At 33.9% G+C, this 15,702-nt stretch carries 13 protein-coding genes; 3 read left to right on the top strand and 10 right to left on the bottom strand.

From position 1 onward, the window contains the following. Nucleotides 1-11: 11 nt before the first annotated feature. A complete protein-coding gene (locus ABI657_RS02055) occupies nucleotides 12-1,451 on the bottom strand; it encodes a glycoside hydrolase family 28 protein (RefSeq protein WP_348095573.1) in 1,440 nt (479 codons plus the stop codon). A gap of 284 nt (nucleotides 1,452-1,735) precedes the next feature. Between ABI657_RS02055 and ABI657_RS02050 the strand changes: the two genes are divergently transcribed. Further along, nucleotides 1,736-2,764 carry a LacI family DNA-binding transcriptional regulator gene (locus ABI657_RS02050; RefSeq protein ID WP_348095572.1) on the top strand — a complete coding sequence of 343 codons (1,029 nt, stop codon included), beginning with the start codon at nucleotides 1,736-1,738 and terminating at the stop codon, nucleotides 2,762-2,764. A gap of 19 nt (nucleotides 2,765-2,783) precedes the next feature. Here ABI657_RS02050 and ABI657_RS02045 read toward each other — a convergent pair whose 3' ends face one another. The 8 genes from ABI657_RS02045 to ABI657_RS02010 all read right to left on the bottom strand — a co-directional run bounded on the left by ABI657_RS02045 (nucleotide 2,784) and on the right by ABI657_RS02010 (nucleotide 12,456). Continuing rightward, nucleotides 2,784-4,400, bottom strand: coding sequence for an altronate dehydratase family protein (locus ABI657_RS02045; protein ID WP_348095571.1), 1,617 nt, complete (start codon nucleotides 4,398-4,400; stop codon nucleotides 2,784-2,786). A 30-nt stretch (nucleotides 4,401-4,430) separates the two neighbouring features. Further along, nucleotides 4,431-5,873 carry a tagaturonate reductase gene (locus ABI657_RS02040; RefSeq protein WP_348095570.1) on the bottom strand — a complete coding sequence of 481 codons (1,443 nt, stop codon included), beginning with the start codon at nucleotides 5,871-5,873 and terminating at the stop codon, nucleotides 4,431-4,433. 195 nt (nucleotides 5,874-6,068) lie between these two features. Beyond that, a complete protein-coding gene (locus ABI657_RS02035; RefSeq protein WP_348095569.1) occupies nucleotides 6,069-6,740 on the bottom strand; it encodes a bifunctional 4-hydroxy-2-oxoglutarate aldolase/2-dehydro-3-deoxy-phosphogluconate aldolase in 672 nt (223 codons plus the stop codon). Nucleotides 6,741-6,748: 8 nt separating this feature from the next. Then, on the bottom strand, nucleotides 6,749-7,768 hold the full coding sequence (locus tag ABI657_RS02030) for a sugar kinase (protein ID WP_348095568.1): 1,020 nt from the start codon (nucleotides 7,766-7,768) through the stop codon (nucleotides 6,749-6,751). Between the two features lie 10 nt (nucleotides 7,769-7,778). Continuing rightward, nucleotides 7,779-9,185 carry a glucuronate isomerase gene (uxaC, locus tag ABI657_RS02025; RefSeq protein ID WP_348095567.1) on the bottom strand — a complete coding sequence of 469 codons (1,407 nt, stop codon included), beginning with the start codon at nucleotides 9,183-9,185 and terminating at the stop codon, nucleotides 7,779-7,781. A 20-nt stretch (nucleotides 9,186-9,205) separates the two neighbouring features. Next, nucleotides 9,206-9,994 (bottom strand): gluconate 5-dehydrogenase, encoded by a 789-nt coding sequence (locus ABI657_RS02020; RefSeq protein ID WP_348095566.1) that lies wholly within the window; start codon nucleotides 9,992-9,994, stop codon nucleotides 9,206-9,208. A gap of 5 nt (nucleotides 9,995-9,999) precedes the next feature. Further along, nucleotides 10,000-10,839, bottom strand: coding sequence for a 5-dehydro-4-deoxy-D-glucuronate isomerase (gene kduI / locus ABI657_RS02015; RefSeq protein ID WP_348095565.1), 840 nt, complete (start codon nucleotides 10,837-10,839; stop codon nucleotides 10,000-10,002). A gap of 171 nt (nucleotides 10,840-11,010) precedes the next feature. Continuing rightward, a complete protein-coding gene (locus ABI657_RS02010) occupies nucleotides 11,011-12,456 on the bottom strand; it encodes an MFS transporter (RefSeq protein WP_348095564.1) in 1,446 nt (481 codons plus the stop codon). Nucleotides 12,457-12,954: 498 nt separating this feature from the next. Between ABI657_RS02010 and ABI657_RS02005 the strand changes: the two genes are divergently transcribed. Together ABI657_RS02005 and ABI657_RS02000 are read left to right on the top strand one after the other, a co-directional pair. Next, nucleotides 12,955-13,257 (top strand): metalloregulator ArsR/SmtB family transcription factor, encoded by a 303-nt coding sequence (locus ABI657_RS02005; RefSeq protein WP_348095563.1) that lies wholly within the window; start codon nucleotides 12,955-12,957, stop codon nucleotides 13,255-13,257. A gap of 5 nt (nucleotides 13,258-13,262) precedes the next feature. Further along, nucleotides 13,263-14,369, top strand: a complete 1,107-nt coding sequence (locus tag ABI657_RS02000; protein ID WP_348095562.1) for an NADH:flavin oxidoreductase — start codon at nucleotides 13,263-13,265, stop codon at nucleotides 14,367-14,369. Nucleotides 14,370-14,471: 102 nt separating this feature from the next. Here ABI657_RS02000 and ABI657_RS01995 read toward each other — a convergent pair whose 3' ends face one another. Beyond that, nucleotides 14,472-15,617, bottom strand: coding sequence for an acyltransferase (locus ABI657_RS01995; protein ID WP_348095561.1), 1,146 nt, complete (start codon nucleotides 15,615-15,617; stop codon nucleotides 14,472-14,474). Nucleotides 15,618-15,702 lie beyond the last annotated feature (85 nt).

Raw genomic sequence — 15,702 nt, 5'->3', positions numbered from 1 at the left:
ATTGATAGTTTTTAATTTTTAATTGCTTCTACTTTTTTCTCATTGATATAGGTATTTATAAAATTTAAATTTTTAACATTTTTAAGCAGATAAACAGAGTCTGCTTTTTCAATAACAACATCCTTTAGTGTTATGTTTTCAACTGGTGATTCTTTGTATCCTTCAGCCCAAATACCGTATTTACCTCCATTTTTTACCCTCACATTTTCCAGGCTTATATTTCTTATGGTCGGAATAAAATTTCCTGTCTGTGATCCATATACATTATAGAACATATTCAATTTCAGCACACATTCTTTAACCGTTCCCACTTCCAGATTTCTCACATAAACATGCTCAATAACGCCACCTCGTTTTGAATTTGTTTTAATACGGATAGCCCTGTCAAGATTTGGACTATCCATTACACAGTTTTCCACATACACGTTATTTACCCCTGCGGATATCTCACTTCCAATTACAACTCCTCCATGCCCGTCAATCATCTTGCAATTCTGCACAATTATATTTTTACTCGGAATGGCTACTCTTCTTCCATCAGCGTCTCTTCCGGCTTTTATCGCAATGCAATCATCTCCTGTATTAAAAATGCAGTTTCTTATTATTACATTTTGAGAGTATTCCGGATCACAGCCGTCATTATTAGGACCATGACTGTCAACAGTAACTCCGTCAATAATTATATTATTAGATTTAATAGGATGCAAAATCCAAAAAGGGGCATTTATTATTTTAACACCTTCTATCAAAACAGTATTACATTCAAAAAATTCAATAAAATTTGGACGTAAATAACGCCCTTCACCAAAAATCCTTTCTGTTACAGGAATATCTTTTTCAGCCATATCAACTAAAACTGCCCGGTTCAGAGGATCGTTTTGACACGGCATTCCATTTTTCCAACCGTAGCTTTTACCTCCTGACCAAGACCACCAATAATCATTATTTGCCTGACCATTAAGTATTCCTTTACCAGTTATAGCCACATTAGTTTTATTTTTCGCATAAATCAGTGGTGAATAATTCATTAATTCTGTTCCTTCAAATGAAGTATGAACCAAAGGATATTCTTTAGGATTTGTACTAAAAAGAATTTCAGCACCTTCTTCCAAATGAAGATTTACATTACTTTCCAAATGTATAGGTCCGGTTAAATATTTTCCTTTTGTAACAATTACTTTTCCGCCACCATTCGCAGAACAGGTTTTTATTGCCTTATCAAAAGCTGCTGTATTTAATGTCGTACTATCAGCTACAGCGCCAAAATCATTTACATTATAAACTTTATCTAAAAAATGAGTTGAAAGAACTTTTTTCTCAATTAATTCTTTTGTATTCCAAGGATTAATTAATGAAGCCACAGCCATCTGAGGTTTACATGACCAAAATAAAAATATACTAATCACAGTATTAATGAAAAAATTATAGCTTACTACCTTATTTACAACCATTTATATTTAGCTTAAATTTCTTTTTAAAATGTATATATTTATGTAATCGATTACACGAAAATAGAAAAATTGTTCCAATACACCAAAATTATTTTTGCTTTTTTTATAGAATTTATTTTAATCCTAAATATAATTTACACTTTATGCAAAAAATAACATAAATTATTATCATTGCCTAATTTTAAATAGCAATAAAAATAAATATGGTAATCGATAACAATTTATATTGTCATATATAAAAAAAATGTATTTTTGTGTTAAATTAATCAAAATAAAATTTTTGAATGAGCGAAAAAATAACCATTTATGATATTGCCAAAAAGCTAAATATAACGGCTGCAACTGTTTCCAGGGCTTTAAATAACAACCCTAAAATAAAAGAAAGTACAAGGGAACTGGTTATCGAAACTGCAGCTTTGATGAATTACAAACAAAATAAGCTTGCTTTAGCATTAAAAAGTGGTCGTAGTAATAATATAGGTGTTATTGTCCCACGAATAGACAGTAATTTTTTCGCTTCTGTTATCCGGGGAATTGAAGAAGAGCTTTATCCTCATGGTTATCAGGTAATTATTTGCCAAACTCATGAGAATCCAAAAAGAGAAAGTGAAAACCTTTATACTTTAATTGATGCTCAGGTAGATGGGATACTTATGTCGGTTACAGATGTAACTAGCGAAAATGATAGTGCGTTTCATAATGTATTAGAAAAAAATGTTCCCTTAATATTCTTTGACAGAAGCAAGCATATAGAAGGTGTAAGTTCTGTTACAATTAATGATTTCAAAGGAGGATATATTGCAACAAAACAATTAATCGATCAGGGATGTAAACAGATTGCACATTTTTCCGGTGATCTGTCACTTGAAATTTTTAAAAATAGGTTTTTAGGATACAAACAGGCATTATTGGATAATGGAATTATATTTGATGAAAAATATGTTATTCGGTCTAAGAGTAGTGTCGAAGCAGGGAAAAATGCAATTAATATTTTACTGGAACTTGAAACCCCTCCAGATGCTATATTTTCTTCAAGTGATTTTGCTGCTTTAGGCGCGATAGAGGAATTAAGAGATCGAAATATCAATATACCACAGGATTTCTGTGTAGCAGGATTTAGTAATGAACCTTTCACAAAATTCATGGAATTATCTATCACTTCAGTTGATCAGTCCCCTCTTGAAATGGGGAAAATGGCTGCACGCGTTTTTCTGGAACAGGTTGGTAAAACTGATACTATCAAAATCGAAAAAAAGGTAGTACTTGCCCCAGAATTACACATTCGTAAATCTTCGACAAGAACTACCTTTTAATAGGTTTATTTATTTTATATTAAAGCGAAACCCCTCTTTTCCAAGGAATAAAATCGTTTTGATTTAGAATAGCAGCTTTGGTTTTAATAGTACCACTTGCGACATCAATAATAAATTCAAGCATTTCATCTGCCATTTCATTAATTGATTTTTCACCTGTGATAATTCCACCAGTGTCAATATCAATAATATCAGACATTTTTGTAGCCAATTGAGTGTTAGAAGATATTTTTACAACTGGGGCAATTGGGTTTCCTGTTGGAGTTCCTAAACCTGTTGTGAACAATACCATATTGGCTCCGGATCCTACCATTGCAGTCGTACATTCAACATCATTTCCAGGAGTACATAACAAGGTAAACCCTGGTTCGTTAATATATTCTCCATAATCGTAAACACCTACAATTGGCGAAGTCCCTCCTTTTTTGGCAGCACCTGCCGATTTCATGGCATCCGTAATCAAACCGTCTTTGATGTTACCCGGAGATGGATTCATATCAAATCCTGAGCCTGCATCTACAACGGTTTTTTCATACCATTGCATCAGTTCCAGAAAACGTTTTCCATCTTTATCATCTACACAACGGTTTACCAATTCCTGTTCTACTCCACATAATTCAGGGAACTCAGAAAGAATTGTAGTTCCTCCTAAAGCAACTAAATTATCCGATAAAACTCCTAATGTCGGGTTTGCTGAAATACCAGAAAACCCATCAGAACCACCACATTCCAAACCTATTTTTAGTTTTGATAATGGAGTTGGAGTTCTTTTAATTTTATTGGCTTCCTTAATGGCTACAAAGGAGTCTTTTACTACTGTACTCAACATAGCCTCGATAGTTCCAATCTGCTGTTGATCGTAAATCAAAACAGGTTTATCGCTGGTTGGATTAATCGCCTTCATAGCATCCTGAAAAATTGATATTTGAAGGTTCTGACAACCTAAACTCAATACAGTAGCTCCTGCAACGTTTGGATTGTTTACATATCCCGCTAAAAGTTTAGCCAGACTGTGTGAATCCTGACGGATTCCGCCACAACCACCTTGGTGCGTAATGAATTTCACTTCAATATTTTCGAATAAATCAACTTCATTCGATTTTGCTACAACTTCGTCAGCACCTTTTTCTGTATTTACTAAGGAACGTAACAGTAGTTGATAATCGTTTTCTTTAGGTTTTGATAATTCTTTTTCAAAAATACCTTTCAGTATTTCAATGTTTCTGTTTTCACAGAATACCAATGGAAAGAACAACCATATATTTTCAGTACCAACTTGTCCGTCTGTTCTTTGGTATCCATCAAAAGTTCTGTCTTTCCATTTATCTACATCAGGAACTGTCCAGCCGATAGATTCTGTTTTAGCAGTTACCTTTGCACTTTGGTGTTTTACATTTTCAGTAGAAAGTAGTCCTCCTTTTGCAATGGGTGCACTTGCTTTACCTACCAAAACTCCATACATAATAATACGCTCTCCTGTTTCAAAAGGATACATCGCGATTTTATGCTTCATTTTCACATCAGATTCGATAGTGATTTCCTCTCCTTCAAAGTTAATAACTTCGCCTGCAACCAGATTAACTAATGCTACAGCTACATTATCCGAAGGATTTACTTTTATTAATTTTTTTTGCATGATAGTAATTTTAGAAAGTACGTATTCTAATTAATATTGTTTGCTGAAATTAGTATATCCTTTTTCAACACCATTCTCTTCGATTTCATTTAAAGCAAATACTAAAGCTTCAGATAAACCTTCAATTTTCGTTAAATCTTCACCCCAGAATTCGTTGTTTGATAAAATTGAACTTACAACTGAATCTAAAGTTCCTAATTGCCATGCATTTTTAAATGCTTCTACTATCTCTGGAGAATCTTTTACAGGTAATGCTTCGTTATTCCAGGTTCCTTTATAAAATCGGATTAAAGAAGCTAATGAAAAAGTCAAATTAACCGGCAGTTTTTTATTCGAATTATAATATCCTAATAAACTAGGCAAAACTCTTACTTTGAATTTTGAGATAGAATTTAAAGCAATATCTGCCAATGCATGTTTGATAAATGGATTCTTAAATCGATCCATTACTTCTTCAGAATAAGCAATGATTTCATTTTTGTCCATATCAAGGGTTTCACTAATTTCTCCGATAACATTGTTTACGAATTTTCCAGTAAAATCCCCGTTAACAGTTTCCATTACTAATTTGTTACCGTACAAAAGTGAAAAAGGAACCATTGCAGTATGTGCGCCGTTTAGAATACGGACTTTTATCATTTTGAAAGGACGGATATCATCAACGATTTTCACATTCAGATCCGTTTTATGGAAAGGTAATTTTTGTTTTAAATCTTCACCACCTTCTATAGCCCAAAGGAAGAATGGTTCAGCAGCAACAATTAAATTATCCTGATAGTCTAATTTGTTGTTGTATTCTTCAATTTCAGCTCTTGGATATCCGGGAACAATTCTGTCAACTAAAGTACTGTGGTAAGAACAAGCATCTGAAACCCAAGTTTTAAATGCATCTTCTAATTTCCATAAATCAACATATTGCAAAATTATTTTTTTCAGAGTCTCTGAGTTATAATCAATCAATTCGCAAGGAATGATAGTAAGTCCTTTAGAAGTATCTCCATTAAAATGTTTGAATCTTTCGTATAATAAAACAGTTAGCTTTGCAGGAAATGAAGCTGGTGGCTGCATATCCGGAGTATCACTTTCAACAAATTCAATTCCGGCTTCTGTGGTATTTGAAACAATAAATTGAAGTTCATCTTCTTTGGCTAAAGCAAGATAATCCGCAAATTCAGTATATGGATTTATACCTTTTACAATATTACTAATTAGCTCAATATCTTGTATTTTCTCCCCTTTTTTAATACCGTTCATAAACAACGTGTAAAGACCCTCCTGATCATTAATCAGGTGCACCATACCATCTTTTAGTGGCTGAACAATTGCAATACCGGCATTAAAACCAACTTCATTGTTTAATTTTTGAAAAGCGTAATCAACGAAAGCTCTTAAAAAATTACCTTCTCCAAACTGAACTACTTTAATTGGATTTAATTTTTCTAATCCTGTATTTACTCTATTTAATTTTTTCATTTTAAATCTTCTCTAAAAGTGTTATAACAACCTCATTTTTTTTTCTTATTATTGTAAAAGAAACATTACACTTGTACATGACAAAATAAAGCTTGCTGTGAGGAGTGACAAACTTTATTTCTCAAGCGTAATGCTCAATTACAACCTTTAAAACTCTAAAAAAACTGCCTTTCAATAAGGAATCAAACTGATTCTTTATTTATTTCTAATATCTTTTATGATGTTTAAAACATCACTTATTTTATTTTTTAAACCTTCGAAATCCTGTTTATCCAACAAGTCTTTCGAAATTAATTGTGAACCAAGACCCACACATGTAGCACCTGCATTCAACCATGAAGACAAACTTTCAACTGTTGGATAAACACCTCCTGTTGGCATAATTGTAGTCCATGGACAAGGTCCTTTTATTGCTTTAATAAATTCTGGACCGTAAAGATCTGCAGGAAATAATTTTACAATTTCACATCCTAATTCTTCTGCTCTTGCAATTTCTGTAAGCGACGAGCAACCTGGTGACCATAATACTTTACGACGATTACAGGCAATTGCAATATCTTCCCTAAAAACTGGTGTTACAATAAAATTAGCACCAAGCTGCATGTACAATGAAGCGGCAGCAGCATCAGTTATTGAACCAACTCCTAAAATCATCCCAGGCAATTCTGCCAATGCATATTTATTTAATGCTCCAAAAACTTCAAAAGCAAAATCCCCTCTACTGGTAAATTCCATTAATCTGGAACCTCCGTCGTAACAAGCTTTTAATACTTTTTTACTGATTTCGATATCAGAGTGAAAAAACAACGGAACCATTCCATTATCTTTCATCGTCTGAGCTACTTCAATTCTTGAATACTTTGCCATACTTCTATTTATCTTGATACTAATCCGGCAGAGTTTCCTCCGGCCATGTTTTCAACTTCTTTTAATGTAACTAAATTATAATCTCCGGCAATAGTATGTTTTAAACAACAGGCTGCTACTGCAAAATCTAGTGCTTTTTGTTTGTCTTCATATTCAACTAATCCATAAATCAACCCTCCCATAAAAGCATCTCCGCTTCCTACTCTGTCAATTACAGGAGTTACTTCTTGTACAGCTGCATTAAAAATAGTTTTTCCGTCAAACAAAATACCACCAATTCTCTGATGCGAAGCACTAACTGAATAACGCAATGTTGTTGCTACTGTTTTTAAGTTTGGACAAAGTTCATACATCTTCGAATATAAAACAGGTAATGACTTTTCATCCTGGTAATCAGGATTCACTTTAGGAATTCCCAACATAAAATACGCTGTATCAATATCTCCTAAAACAACATGACTATACTTTAACAGTTCCGGCATAACCTCACTAGGAGTTTTACCATATTGCCATAATTTTGATCTGTAATTCAAGTCACATGAAATAGTCAGTCCTAATTCGTGTGCCACCTGAACTGCTTCCAGACAAGCTTCTGCTGCACTTTGGGAAATTGCTGCTGTAATTCCACTAAAGTGAAACCAAGCAGCTCCTTCAAGTACTTTCTTCCAGTCAATAGTACCTTTCTGAATCGTTGCCATTGAGCTGTGAGCGCGATCATAAACCACATTGCTTCCTCTGGTTCCCGCTCCAGTTTCTAAATAATAAGTCCCTAAACGTTCTCCGCCGTAAACAATATTTTTAGATTCAACATTCATTTTACGCATTTCCTGTACTGCGCAGGCACCGATTTCATTCTCAGGTAATCTGGTTACAAATTCTGCATCAATACCATAATTAGCCAAAGAAGCACAAACATTGAATTCACCTCCGCCGTAAGACGCTGTAAATCCTTTAGCCTGAGAAAAACGCAAATGCCTTTCTGTTGAAAAACGCAACATTATTTCGCCGAATGCAACTACTTTACTCATTATAAATTAATTAGAATTTGAAATATTCTTTTGCATTATTATAACTGATATCAGATACCATTTTACCAATCCATTCCATGTCAGCAGGAAGTTCTCCTCTTTGAATTTCATCTCCTAAAAGATTACAAAGAATCCTACGGAAATATTCGTGTCTTGGAAACGAAAGGAAGCTTCTTGAATCTGTCAACATTCCGATAAAACAACTGATTAATCCCATGTTTGAAAGAGCATTTAGTTGTTTTGTCATTCCGTCTTTCTGGTCTAAAAACCACCATCCTGAACCAAATTGTACTTTTCCTTTAACGCTTCCGTCATTGAAGTTCCCAATCATGGTTGCCATTACTTCATTATCGGCAGGGTTCAGATTATAAATAATAGTTTTAGTCAATTTATCTTTACTGTCCAATGCATTCAAAAATGAAGACAGTTTCTGAGCCTGTGGATAATCTCCAATAGAATCCCAACCTGTATCAGGCCCTAAAATTCTATGCATACGGGCATTGTTATTACGTAAAGCACCTAAGTGAAATTGCTGTACCCAGCCTAATTCATGATAAGATTCACATAAAAACAATAAAACGGCACTTTGAAATTTCAATGCTTCTTCCGGAGTTATTGTTTGGTTTTCTCTTTTCTTTTTGAAAATTGCACTTACCTCTGATTCTGTAAAGTTTTCAAAATAAATCTGATCCAATCCGTGATCACTTAATTTACATCCGTTTTCATTAAAAAACTGAATTCTCTTTTTTAATGCATCACATAAATCAGCATATGTATTGATTGCTATACCGGCTACATTTCCTAATGTATTTATATAATCGTTATATCCGTCATTTGAAATCAGGATAGCTTTGTCCGGTCTGAAAGCCGTGCTCATTTTAGTTTCAAAAGGATTTTTGTTCAGTTTTTGGTGAAACTCTAAAGTGTCAATTGGATCTTCAGTAGTACAAACCGATTCAGCATTTACTTTTTTAAGCAGGCTGCGTGTACTATATTCTGCTGAATTTATTTTTGCAGAAGCTTGTTCGTAAATTCTTTCAGCAGATTTTTCGTTTAATAATTCTGTAATATCAAAATAACGGGCTAACTCTAAGTGTGTCCAATGATACAATGGATTACGCATCGTATATGGAACCGTTTTTGCCCAGTTTAAAAATTTATCTTTATCAGAACCATTACCGGTGACAAACTGCTCATTAATACCCAATGTTCGCATTGCACGCCATTTGTAATGATCTCCATTTATCCAAACCTGAGTGATGTTATCAAAAATTTTATCTTCTGTAATAAACTGAGGATTCAAGTGATTATGATAATCAATAATTGGTTGATTTTTTGAATAATTATGATATAATTCTTCAGCAAATTTATTTTCAAGTAAAAAATTATCGTTTATGAATGTTTTATTAGAGCTCATGATTTAAATATAAATAGATATTATTCGTTTGATGGTTTACCAATTGTTGCAAGGATTCCTCCGTCAACATATAAAATATGACCGTTGACAAAATCACTTGCTTTTGATGATAAAAATATTGCTGCCCCCGCTAAATCACTCGGATCTCCCCATTTTGCAGCAGGAGTTCTACTGATGATAAAATCGTTGAATGGATGTCCGTCAACCCTGATTGGTTTTGTTTGTTCAGTAGCAAAATAACCAGGGCCAATTCCGTTGATCTGAACATTGTGTTTTGCCCATTCAGTAGCCATATTTTTAGTCAGCATTTTCAAACCTCCTTTTGCAGCAGCATAAGCTCCTACAGTATTACGGCCTAATTCGCTCATCATGGAACAAATATTAATTATTTTTCCTTGTTGTCTTTCAATCATTGCTTTAGCTACATGTTTGGAAACAATAAAAGGACTTACCAAATCAATATCAATAACTTCTTTGAAATCTGAAACTTCCATTTCTATTAATGGAATTCTTTTGATGATTCCCGCATTATTAATCAGGATATCAATTGGTCCAACTTCAGTTTCAATTTTCTGAACTGCAGTTTTAACTTCCTGCTCATCTGTTACATTAAATTTATAACCAACAGCATTGATTCCTTCACTTTGAAGTTCTTTTACAGCATCGTCAATTTTTTGCTGAGAGGAGTTTCCGTTTACAACAATTGTAGCTCCAGCCTGTCCCAAACCTTTTGCCATTGCCATTCCCAGTCCGTGTGTACTTCCTGTGATTAGGGCAACTTTTCCTTTTATATCAAATAAATCTATCATTCTATTTATCTTAAATCTGTAATTTTACAAACGTCCATATCTCCGTAATCTAAATTCTCACCAGCCATTCCCCAAATAAAGGTATAATTGCTGGTTCCTGAACCAGAGTGAATAGACCATGGCGGTGAAATAACAGCCTGATGATTATTCATCCAGATGTGTCGCGTTTCCTGAGGTTCCCCCATAAAATGACAAACTGCCTGATTTTCCGGAATATCCAAATAGAAATAAACTTCCATACGACGATCATGAACATGTGCTGGCATCGTATTCCAAACGCTTCCAGGTCGTAGTTCCGTCATTCCCATTTGTAATTGACAAGTAGTTACTATACCACCAATAATCATTTGGTTTACTGTACGGTGATTAGCCGTTTCCATTGTTCCCAGTTCTAATTTCTTAGCTTCCGCCAAACTCACTTTTACTGTTGGATAATTTTTGTGAGCTGGTGCGGCATTAATATAAAACTTAGCCGGATTATTCTTGTCATCACTTTTAAAAACAACTTCTTTATTACCACTTCCAACATACAAAGCGTCCTTAAATCCTAGTTCATAAGAAGTTCCTTCGACTAACACTGAACCATTTCCTCCTACATTAATAATTCCGATTTCTCTTCGCTCTAAAAAATAAGGTGCTTTTAACGGATCAATGGTTTCCAGCTTTAAATCAGTATTCACTGGCACTGCAGAACCTGCAATATATCTGTCGTAATGCGAATAAACCAATACAATCTCATCTTTTTGCATTAAATCATCAATTAAGAATTCTTTTCTTAATTGGCTGGTATCATATTTCTTTACAGCTTCCGGGTTTGATGCGTATCTTGAACTATATTTTGTCATAACTTTATTTTAAATGTAATCGATTGCACAAAATTAGATTTTTATATTTAAAAATCATAATACAAACAATAATTTATCTGTGTAGTATATACACTTGCAATTTTAGCACTCCAATATATTAATGAATAATTCAACATTAATACATTAAAACAAATTTACCATTAGATTTTATTAAAGATCAGTAATAGGGCTGTATTTAGGAACTAATGTTTTCATTACTGCCCAGCCTATTAAATAACAAACAGAACAGATAGAAAAAATAATGAAGTATCCGGCTTCAATTCCTTTGAATCCCATAAAAACCATATTAGTTTCTTTAGTATAATCAAATAAAACTCCAGATCCTTTGTTGATTACTGTAGATCCTAAACCTCCTGCTAAACCTCCAATACCTACAATAGTAGCAATTGCTTTTTTAGGAAACATATCTCCAACAGTTGTGAAAATATTTGCTGACCAGGATTGATGAGCTGCTAATGCAATACCAATTATAATTATTGGCAACCAATAAGAATAGTGTCCTAAAGGCTGTGCAAGCAATGCTAATAATGGAAAAAATGCAAAAATCAGCATAGCTCTCATTCTTCCTTCATAAGGATTCATTCCTTTTTTGTCTACAAAATAAGTTGGCAACCAACCTCCAATAATTGAAAGTAAAGTAATTGCATATAAAACAAATAATGGAATTTCAGCTTGTAAAGCTGTCATTTTATAAACAGATTTTAAATAAGCTGGCGTCCAGAATAAGAAAAACCACCAAACCCCATCGGTCATAAATTTACCAAAGATAAAAGCCCAGGTTTGTTTGTACTTCAAACAATCAGCAAAAGTTACTTTTGTAGATGTTTCTGGCACATAACCTTCTAATTTACTATCGGCTACATCATCTTGTTGGATGTATTCTAATTCACTAGTATTTACTTTTGGATGTTTCTCTGGTTTATCATACATAAAAACCCAAAATCCCATCCAAACAAAGCCTAAAGCTCCAATGAGGATAAACGCCATTTCCCAACCGAAATATTCGGCAATTCTAGGAATAGTTATTGGCGCAGCTAAAGCGCCAACGGTTGCTCCTGCATTAAAAATACTGGTAGCGAAAGCCCTGTCTTTTTTAGGAAAATATTCCGCAGTAGTTTTAATCGCTGCAGGAAAATTTCCTGCCTCTCCAACTGCCAAAACAAAACGAGCAAAAACAAACAAAGTAACACTTACACTAGCCACCATACCGGTGTCGTTAACCAGTTTTAGCGCTTCTTTTGATCCTCCAAAACCTACGAACCAATCGCCAGTAATCCATCCAGCTGTGGCAATCCCTGCGAAAGCATGTAAACAAGCTCCGACAGACCAAATTCCGATTGCCCAAAGGAATCCTTTTTTGGTATCCATAAAGTCTACGAATTTTCCAGCAAATAATAAGGACACTGCATAAAATATAGAAAACAATGCAGTAATATTTCCATAATCATTGTTGTTCCAGTGGAATTCTGGTGCAATAAAATCGGTCCAGGTTAAAGAAAGTACTTGTCTGTCTAAATAATTAATTGTTGTTGCAAAAAAAAGCAGCGCACATATACTCCAACGATACTTTCCGGTAGATTTTTTGGTTTGATTCATAGTAAAGTTTATTTGGTTCTAAAAACCATTGTTAATTTTGAAACGAAGATAGTTATTAAAGATTTTATATCTATGACTTACTTAAATTTACAAAGTAAAAAACAAAAACTATCTAACAAAATAAAAAATGTAATCGATTGCACAAATATACTTTTAAATCTTAATATTCCAAATAAATTATTTATAAAAATATTTTTATCTGTTAAATTAACATATTTAATAAAAATATTTAATCTAAATTAAAGATTCAACAAGATATCTGCTAAACAGCAAATAAAACAAACTTAATATAAATAACTGATTGACAAGTTATAATTCATTGTTTATAATTTCTAAATATTGAAATTATAACATTTTTACATGAAAAAATTACATTTATAAATGTGCTATATATTTACAGCTAATTGGTTACTAACACAATATAGCAATTCACCATAGATTTTTCTAAAGTTATTCTATATTAATTGTTATATCGGGAAATCTCGATATATTTGCATCATGGAACATATAGAAATATTTAAGGCACTCTCCAACAAGTCCAGATTACAAATGCTGGAATGGCTAAAAGAACCCGAACTCAACTTTCCGGATCAACTCCAGCATTCAGGATTTGAACATGGCGTTTGTGTAGGGCAAATACAAGCTAAAGCAGGCCTTACGCAATCTACAGTTTCTGAATACTTGTCTATTTTACAACGTGCAGGATTTATAGAATCTAAACGCGTTGGACAATGGACCTACTACAAACGCAACGAAGGTGCCTTTGAAGCACTCAGTAAATTAATTCAAAATAATTTGTAATTACTATGAGTACAAACAACCTGTTTTCACCATTTAACCTGAAAACGTTAAATCTTAAAAACCGAATCGTAATGGCGCCAATGACGCGCTCCTTTTCTCCAAACGGAATTCCAACTGACACAGTAGCTTCTTACTATAAAAAAAGAGCTGAAGGTAAAGTGGGATTACTATTATCCGAGGGAACTGTAATCGACAGACCTTCATCGTCAAACGACCCAAATGTCCCTCATTTTTATGGAGATGAGGCATTAAAAGGATGGGAAAAAGTGATTGAAGAAGTTCATACTGCCGGAGGTTCAATGGGACCACAAATCTGGCATATGGGAATAATGGACAACCATCATTCTGGCTGGGTTCCTCCAGTTGCTTTTGAAGGTCCATCGGGTTTAAACAGACCGGGTTTCAGCAACGGAAATACTATGACTGAAAATGACATTGAAAACACTATTATCGCTTTCGGAAAAGCTGCTGCTGATGCTAAAAGACTAGGTTTTGATACTCTTGAAATTCACGGCGCACATGGGTATTTGATTGACCAGTTTTTTAGAGCTGAAACCAATTTACGCACTGACATTTATGGCGGAAAAACATTATCGGAACGTAACCGTTTTGCTATTGAAGTTGTAAAAGAAATTAGGAAACAAGTAGGAAATGATTTCGCTGTTATTATGCGATTCTCTCAATTTAAACCTTCAGATTACAACTATAAACTGGCTAAAAATCCTAAGGAATTAGAAGCCTGGCTTGCACCTCTTGTTGATGCCGGAGTAGATATTCTACACTGTTCTCAAAGAAGATTCTGGGAACCTGAATTTGAAGAGTCTGATCTGAATTTTGCAGGCTGGGCTAAAAAAGTAACGGGAGCTCCAACAATTACAGTAGGTTCCGTTGGACTTTCAGGTGATTTCTTTGGCGCTTTTGCAGGAGAAAGTTCTCAGCCAACTTCTCTTGAAGAATTAAACAGACGTTTCGACAGAGGTGATTTTGATTTAGTTGCCGTTGGAAGACCTCTTTTATCTGATCCGAATTGGGTTGCAAAAATCAAGGCAGGTAAGACTGAACAATTAAAAGGTTTCAGCAAAGAAGCATTGACAGAATTAGTTTTAGAATAATAATCTTAACTGATTTAAATTAATATAGAAAGGGATGAAAACATAAGTTTTCATCCCTTTTGAATATCTGCAAACTAAAAACAATTAAAATTTAAAAATTGTTTACTCTGTAACAACAACTTTGCGTTTCTGAAACTTATTCTGAAGCCAATTCCTAACAGGCTCATCGTATAATTTCAAACATAAATAAGCGATTACGATACTGCCAATCAAAACTCCTATCCCTAATAAATATCCATCTGCCAAAGAAACCTTATTATCTACAACCCAGACGGTGTACCAATAAATCAACGGATAATGAGTAATATAAACTGGATAGGAAATATCACCCAAAGCTTTGCATATTTTAAGCGAAAACGGGTTTTTTATTTCTCCTCCTGCTCCTATTGATACAATAATTGGAAAAATCAGAATTATACAGAAGGATTCATATAAACCGTTCATCCACAAACTATTTTCATCTCCCAATCTCGGCATCATCAATACAATTGTAATTAAAATACTGCAAATCCAAAAGGCAGCTTTTATATAAATTAATTTTCCTAAGCGGGATAATAAAACACCAGCAAAAAACGGATATAACAAACGGGTGAAACCAACATTCATTTGCTCCAAATTTAGTGACCAACCCCCAATAACATCGCCTTTCGGTCCAAAAACGGTATAATTGATTAACATTCCTGCGAAAATCAAAACAAAAACTCCAAGAACTTTATTAGAGAATTTTCTAAACAATAACGCGTAAAGAATGTTAGCGATATATTCGAAGAAAAGTGACCACGCTGGTCCGTTAAGCGGATGCATTTCACCCCAACCCCTAATTTCCATCGAAGGCGGAATAGGTAGCAGAGTAAAACCGATAATCATAGTCAAAATCACTTTCCAAACTTCCATTCCGGCAATCATCGGAAACAAAATATCAGAAGCCTGAAAGTAATAGAATATAGCACCAATAACCATTCCCATAATAACCATGGGCTGCAGGCGAATCAACCGCCGTTTATAAAATTCCAATTGTGTCATTTTAACCCAGCGGTCATCATAGGCATAAGCCACAACAAATCCAGATAAAAGAAAAAAGAAATCCACTGCTAAATAACCGTGATTGATAATCTGCACAAAACGGTTTCCTCCTGCAAAAGCTTCAAAAATATGAAAAGCAACAACTATAATGGCTGCGACTCCTCGTAGTCCGTCTAAAATTTCATAATGTTTTTTAGGCTTAATTTCTGTAGAAATGGAACTCATAAAATGATTAATTATTAGTGGTTGATGCTTAGTGTTTTTGATGATTATTAATTTTAAAATTGCAAAGTTTTACGCAAAGATCGAA

It is taken from the genome of Flavobacterium sp. (assembly GCF_039930565.1).
In the GTDB taxonomy this organism is placed as follows: Bacteria; Bacteroidota; Bacteroidia; order Flavobacteriales; family Flavobacteriaceae; genus Flavobacterium.
Note: the sequence above shows the minus strand (reverse complement) of the source record. Positions and strands in the feature narration are given on the sequence as shown.

Bases quoted from the DNA above. Each gene is read 5' to 3' on its own strand.
- ABI657_RS02055 (WP_348095573.1), bottom strand. From the start codon at position 1,451: ATGGTTGTAAATAAGGTAGTAAGCTATAATTTTTTCATTAATACTGTG.
- ABI657_RS02020 (WP_348095566.1), bottom strand. From the start codon at position 9,994: ATGATAGATTTATTTGATATAAAAGGAAAAGTTGCCCTAATCACAGGA.
- ABI657_RS01995 (WP_348095561.1), bottom strand. From the start codon at position 15,617: ATGAGTTCCATTTCTACAGAAATTAAGCCTAAAAAACATTATGAAATT.
- ABI657_RS02005 (WP_348095563.1), top strand. From the start codon at position 12,955: ATGGAACATATAGAAATATTTAAGGCACTCTCCAACAAGTCCAGATTA.
- kduI (WP_348095565.1), bottom strand. From the start codon at position 10,839: ATGACAAAATATAGTTCAAGATACGCATCAAACCCGGAAGCTGTAAAG.
- ABI657_RS02045 (WP_348095571.1), bottom strand. From the start codon at position 4,400: ATGCAAAAAAAATTAATAAAAGTAAATCCTTCGGATAATGTAGCTGTA.
- ABI657_RS02040 (WP_348095570.1), bottom strand. From the start codon at position 5,873: ATGAAAAAATTAAATAGAGTAAATACAGGATTAGAAAAATTAAATCCA.
- ABI657_RS02030 (WP_348095568.1), bottom strand. From the start codon at position 7,768: ATGAGTAAAGTAGTTGCATTCGGCGAAATAATGTTGCGTTTTTCAACA.
- uxaC (WP_348095567.1), bottom strand. From the start codon at position 9,185: ATGAGCTCTAATAAAACATTCATAAACGATAATTTTTTACTTGAAAAT.
- ABI657_RS02050 (WP_348095572.1), top strand. From the start codon at position 1,736: ATGAGCGAAAAAATAACCATTTATGATATTGCCAAAAAGCTAAATATA.
- ABI657_RS02010 (WP_348095564.1), bottom strand. From the start codon at position 12,456: ATGAATCAAACCAAAAAATCTACCGGAAAGTATCGTTGGAGTATATGT.
- ABI657_RS02035 (WP_348095569.1), bottom strand. From the start codon at position 6,740: ATGGCAAAGTATTCAAGAATTGAAGTAGCTCAGACGATGAAAGATAAT.
- ABI657_RS02000 (WP_348095562.1), top strand. From the start codon at position 13,263: ATGAGTACAAACAACCTGTTTTCACCATTTAACCTGAAAACGTTAAAT.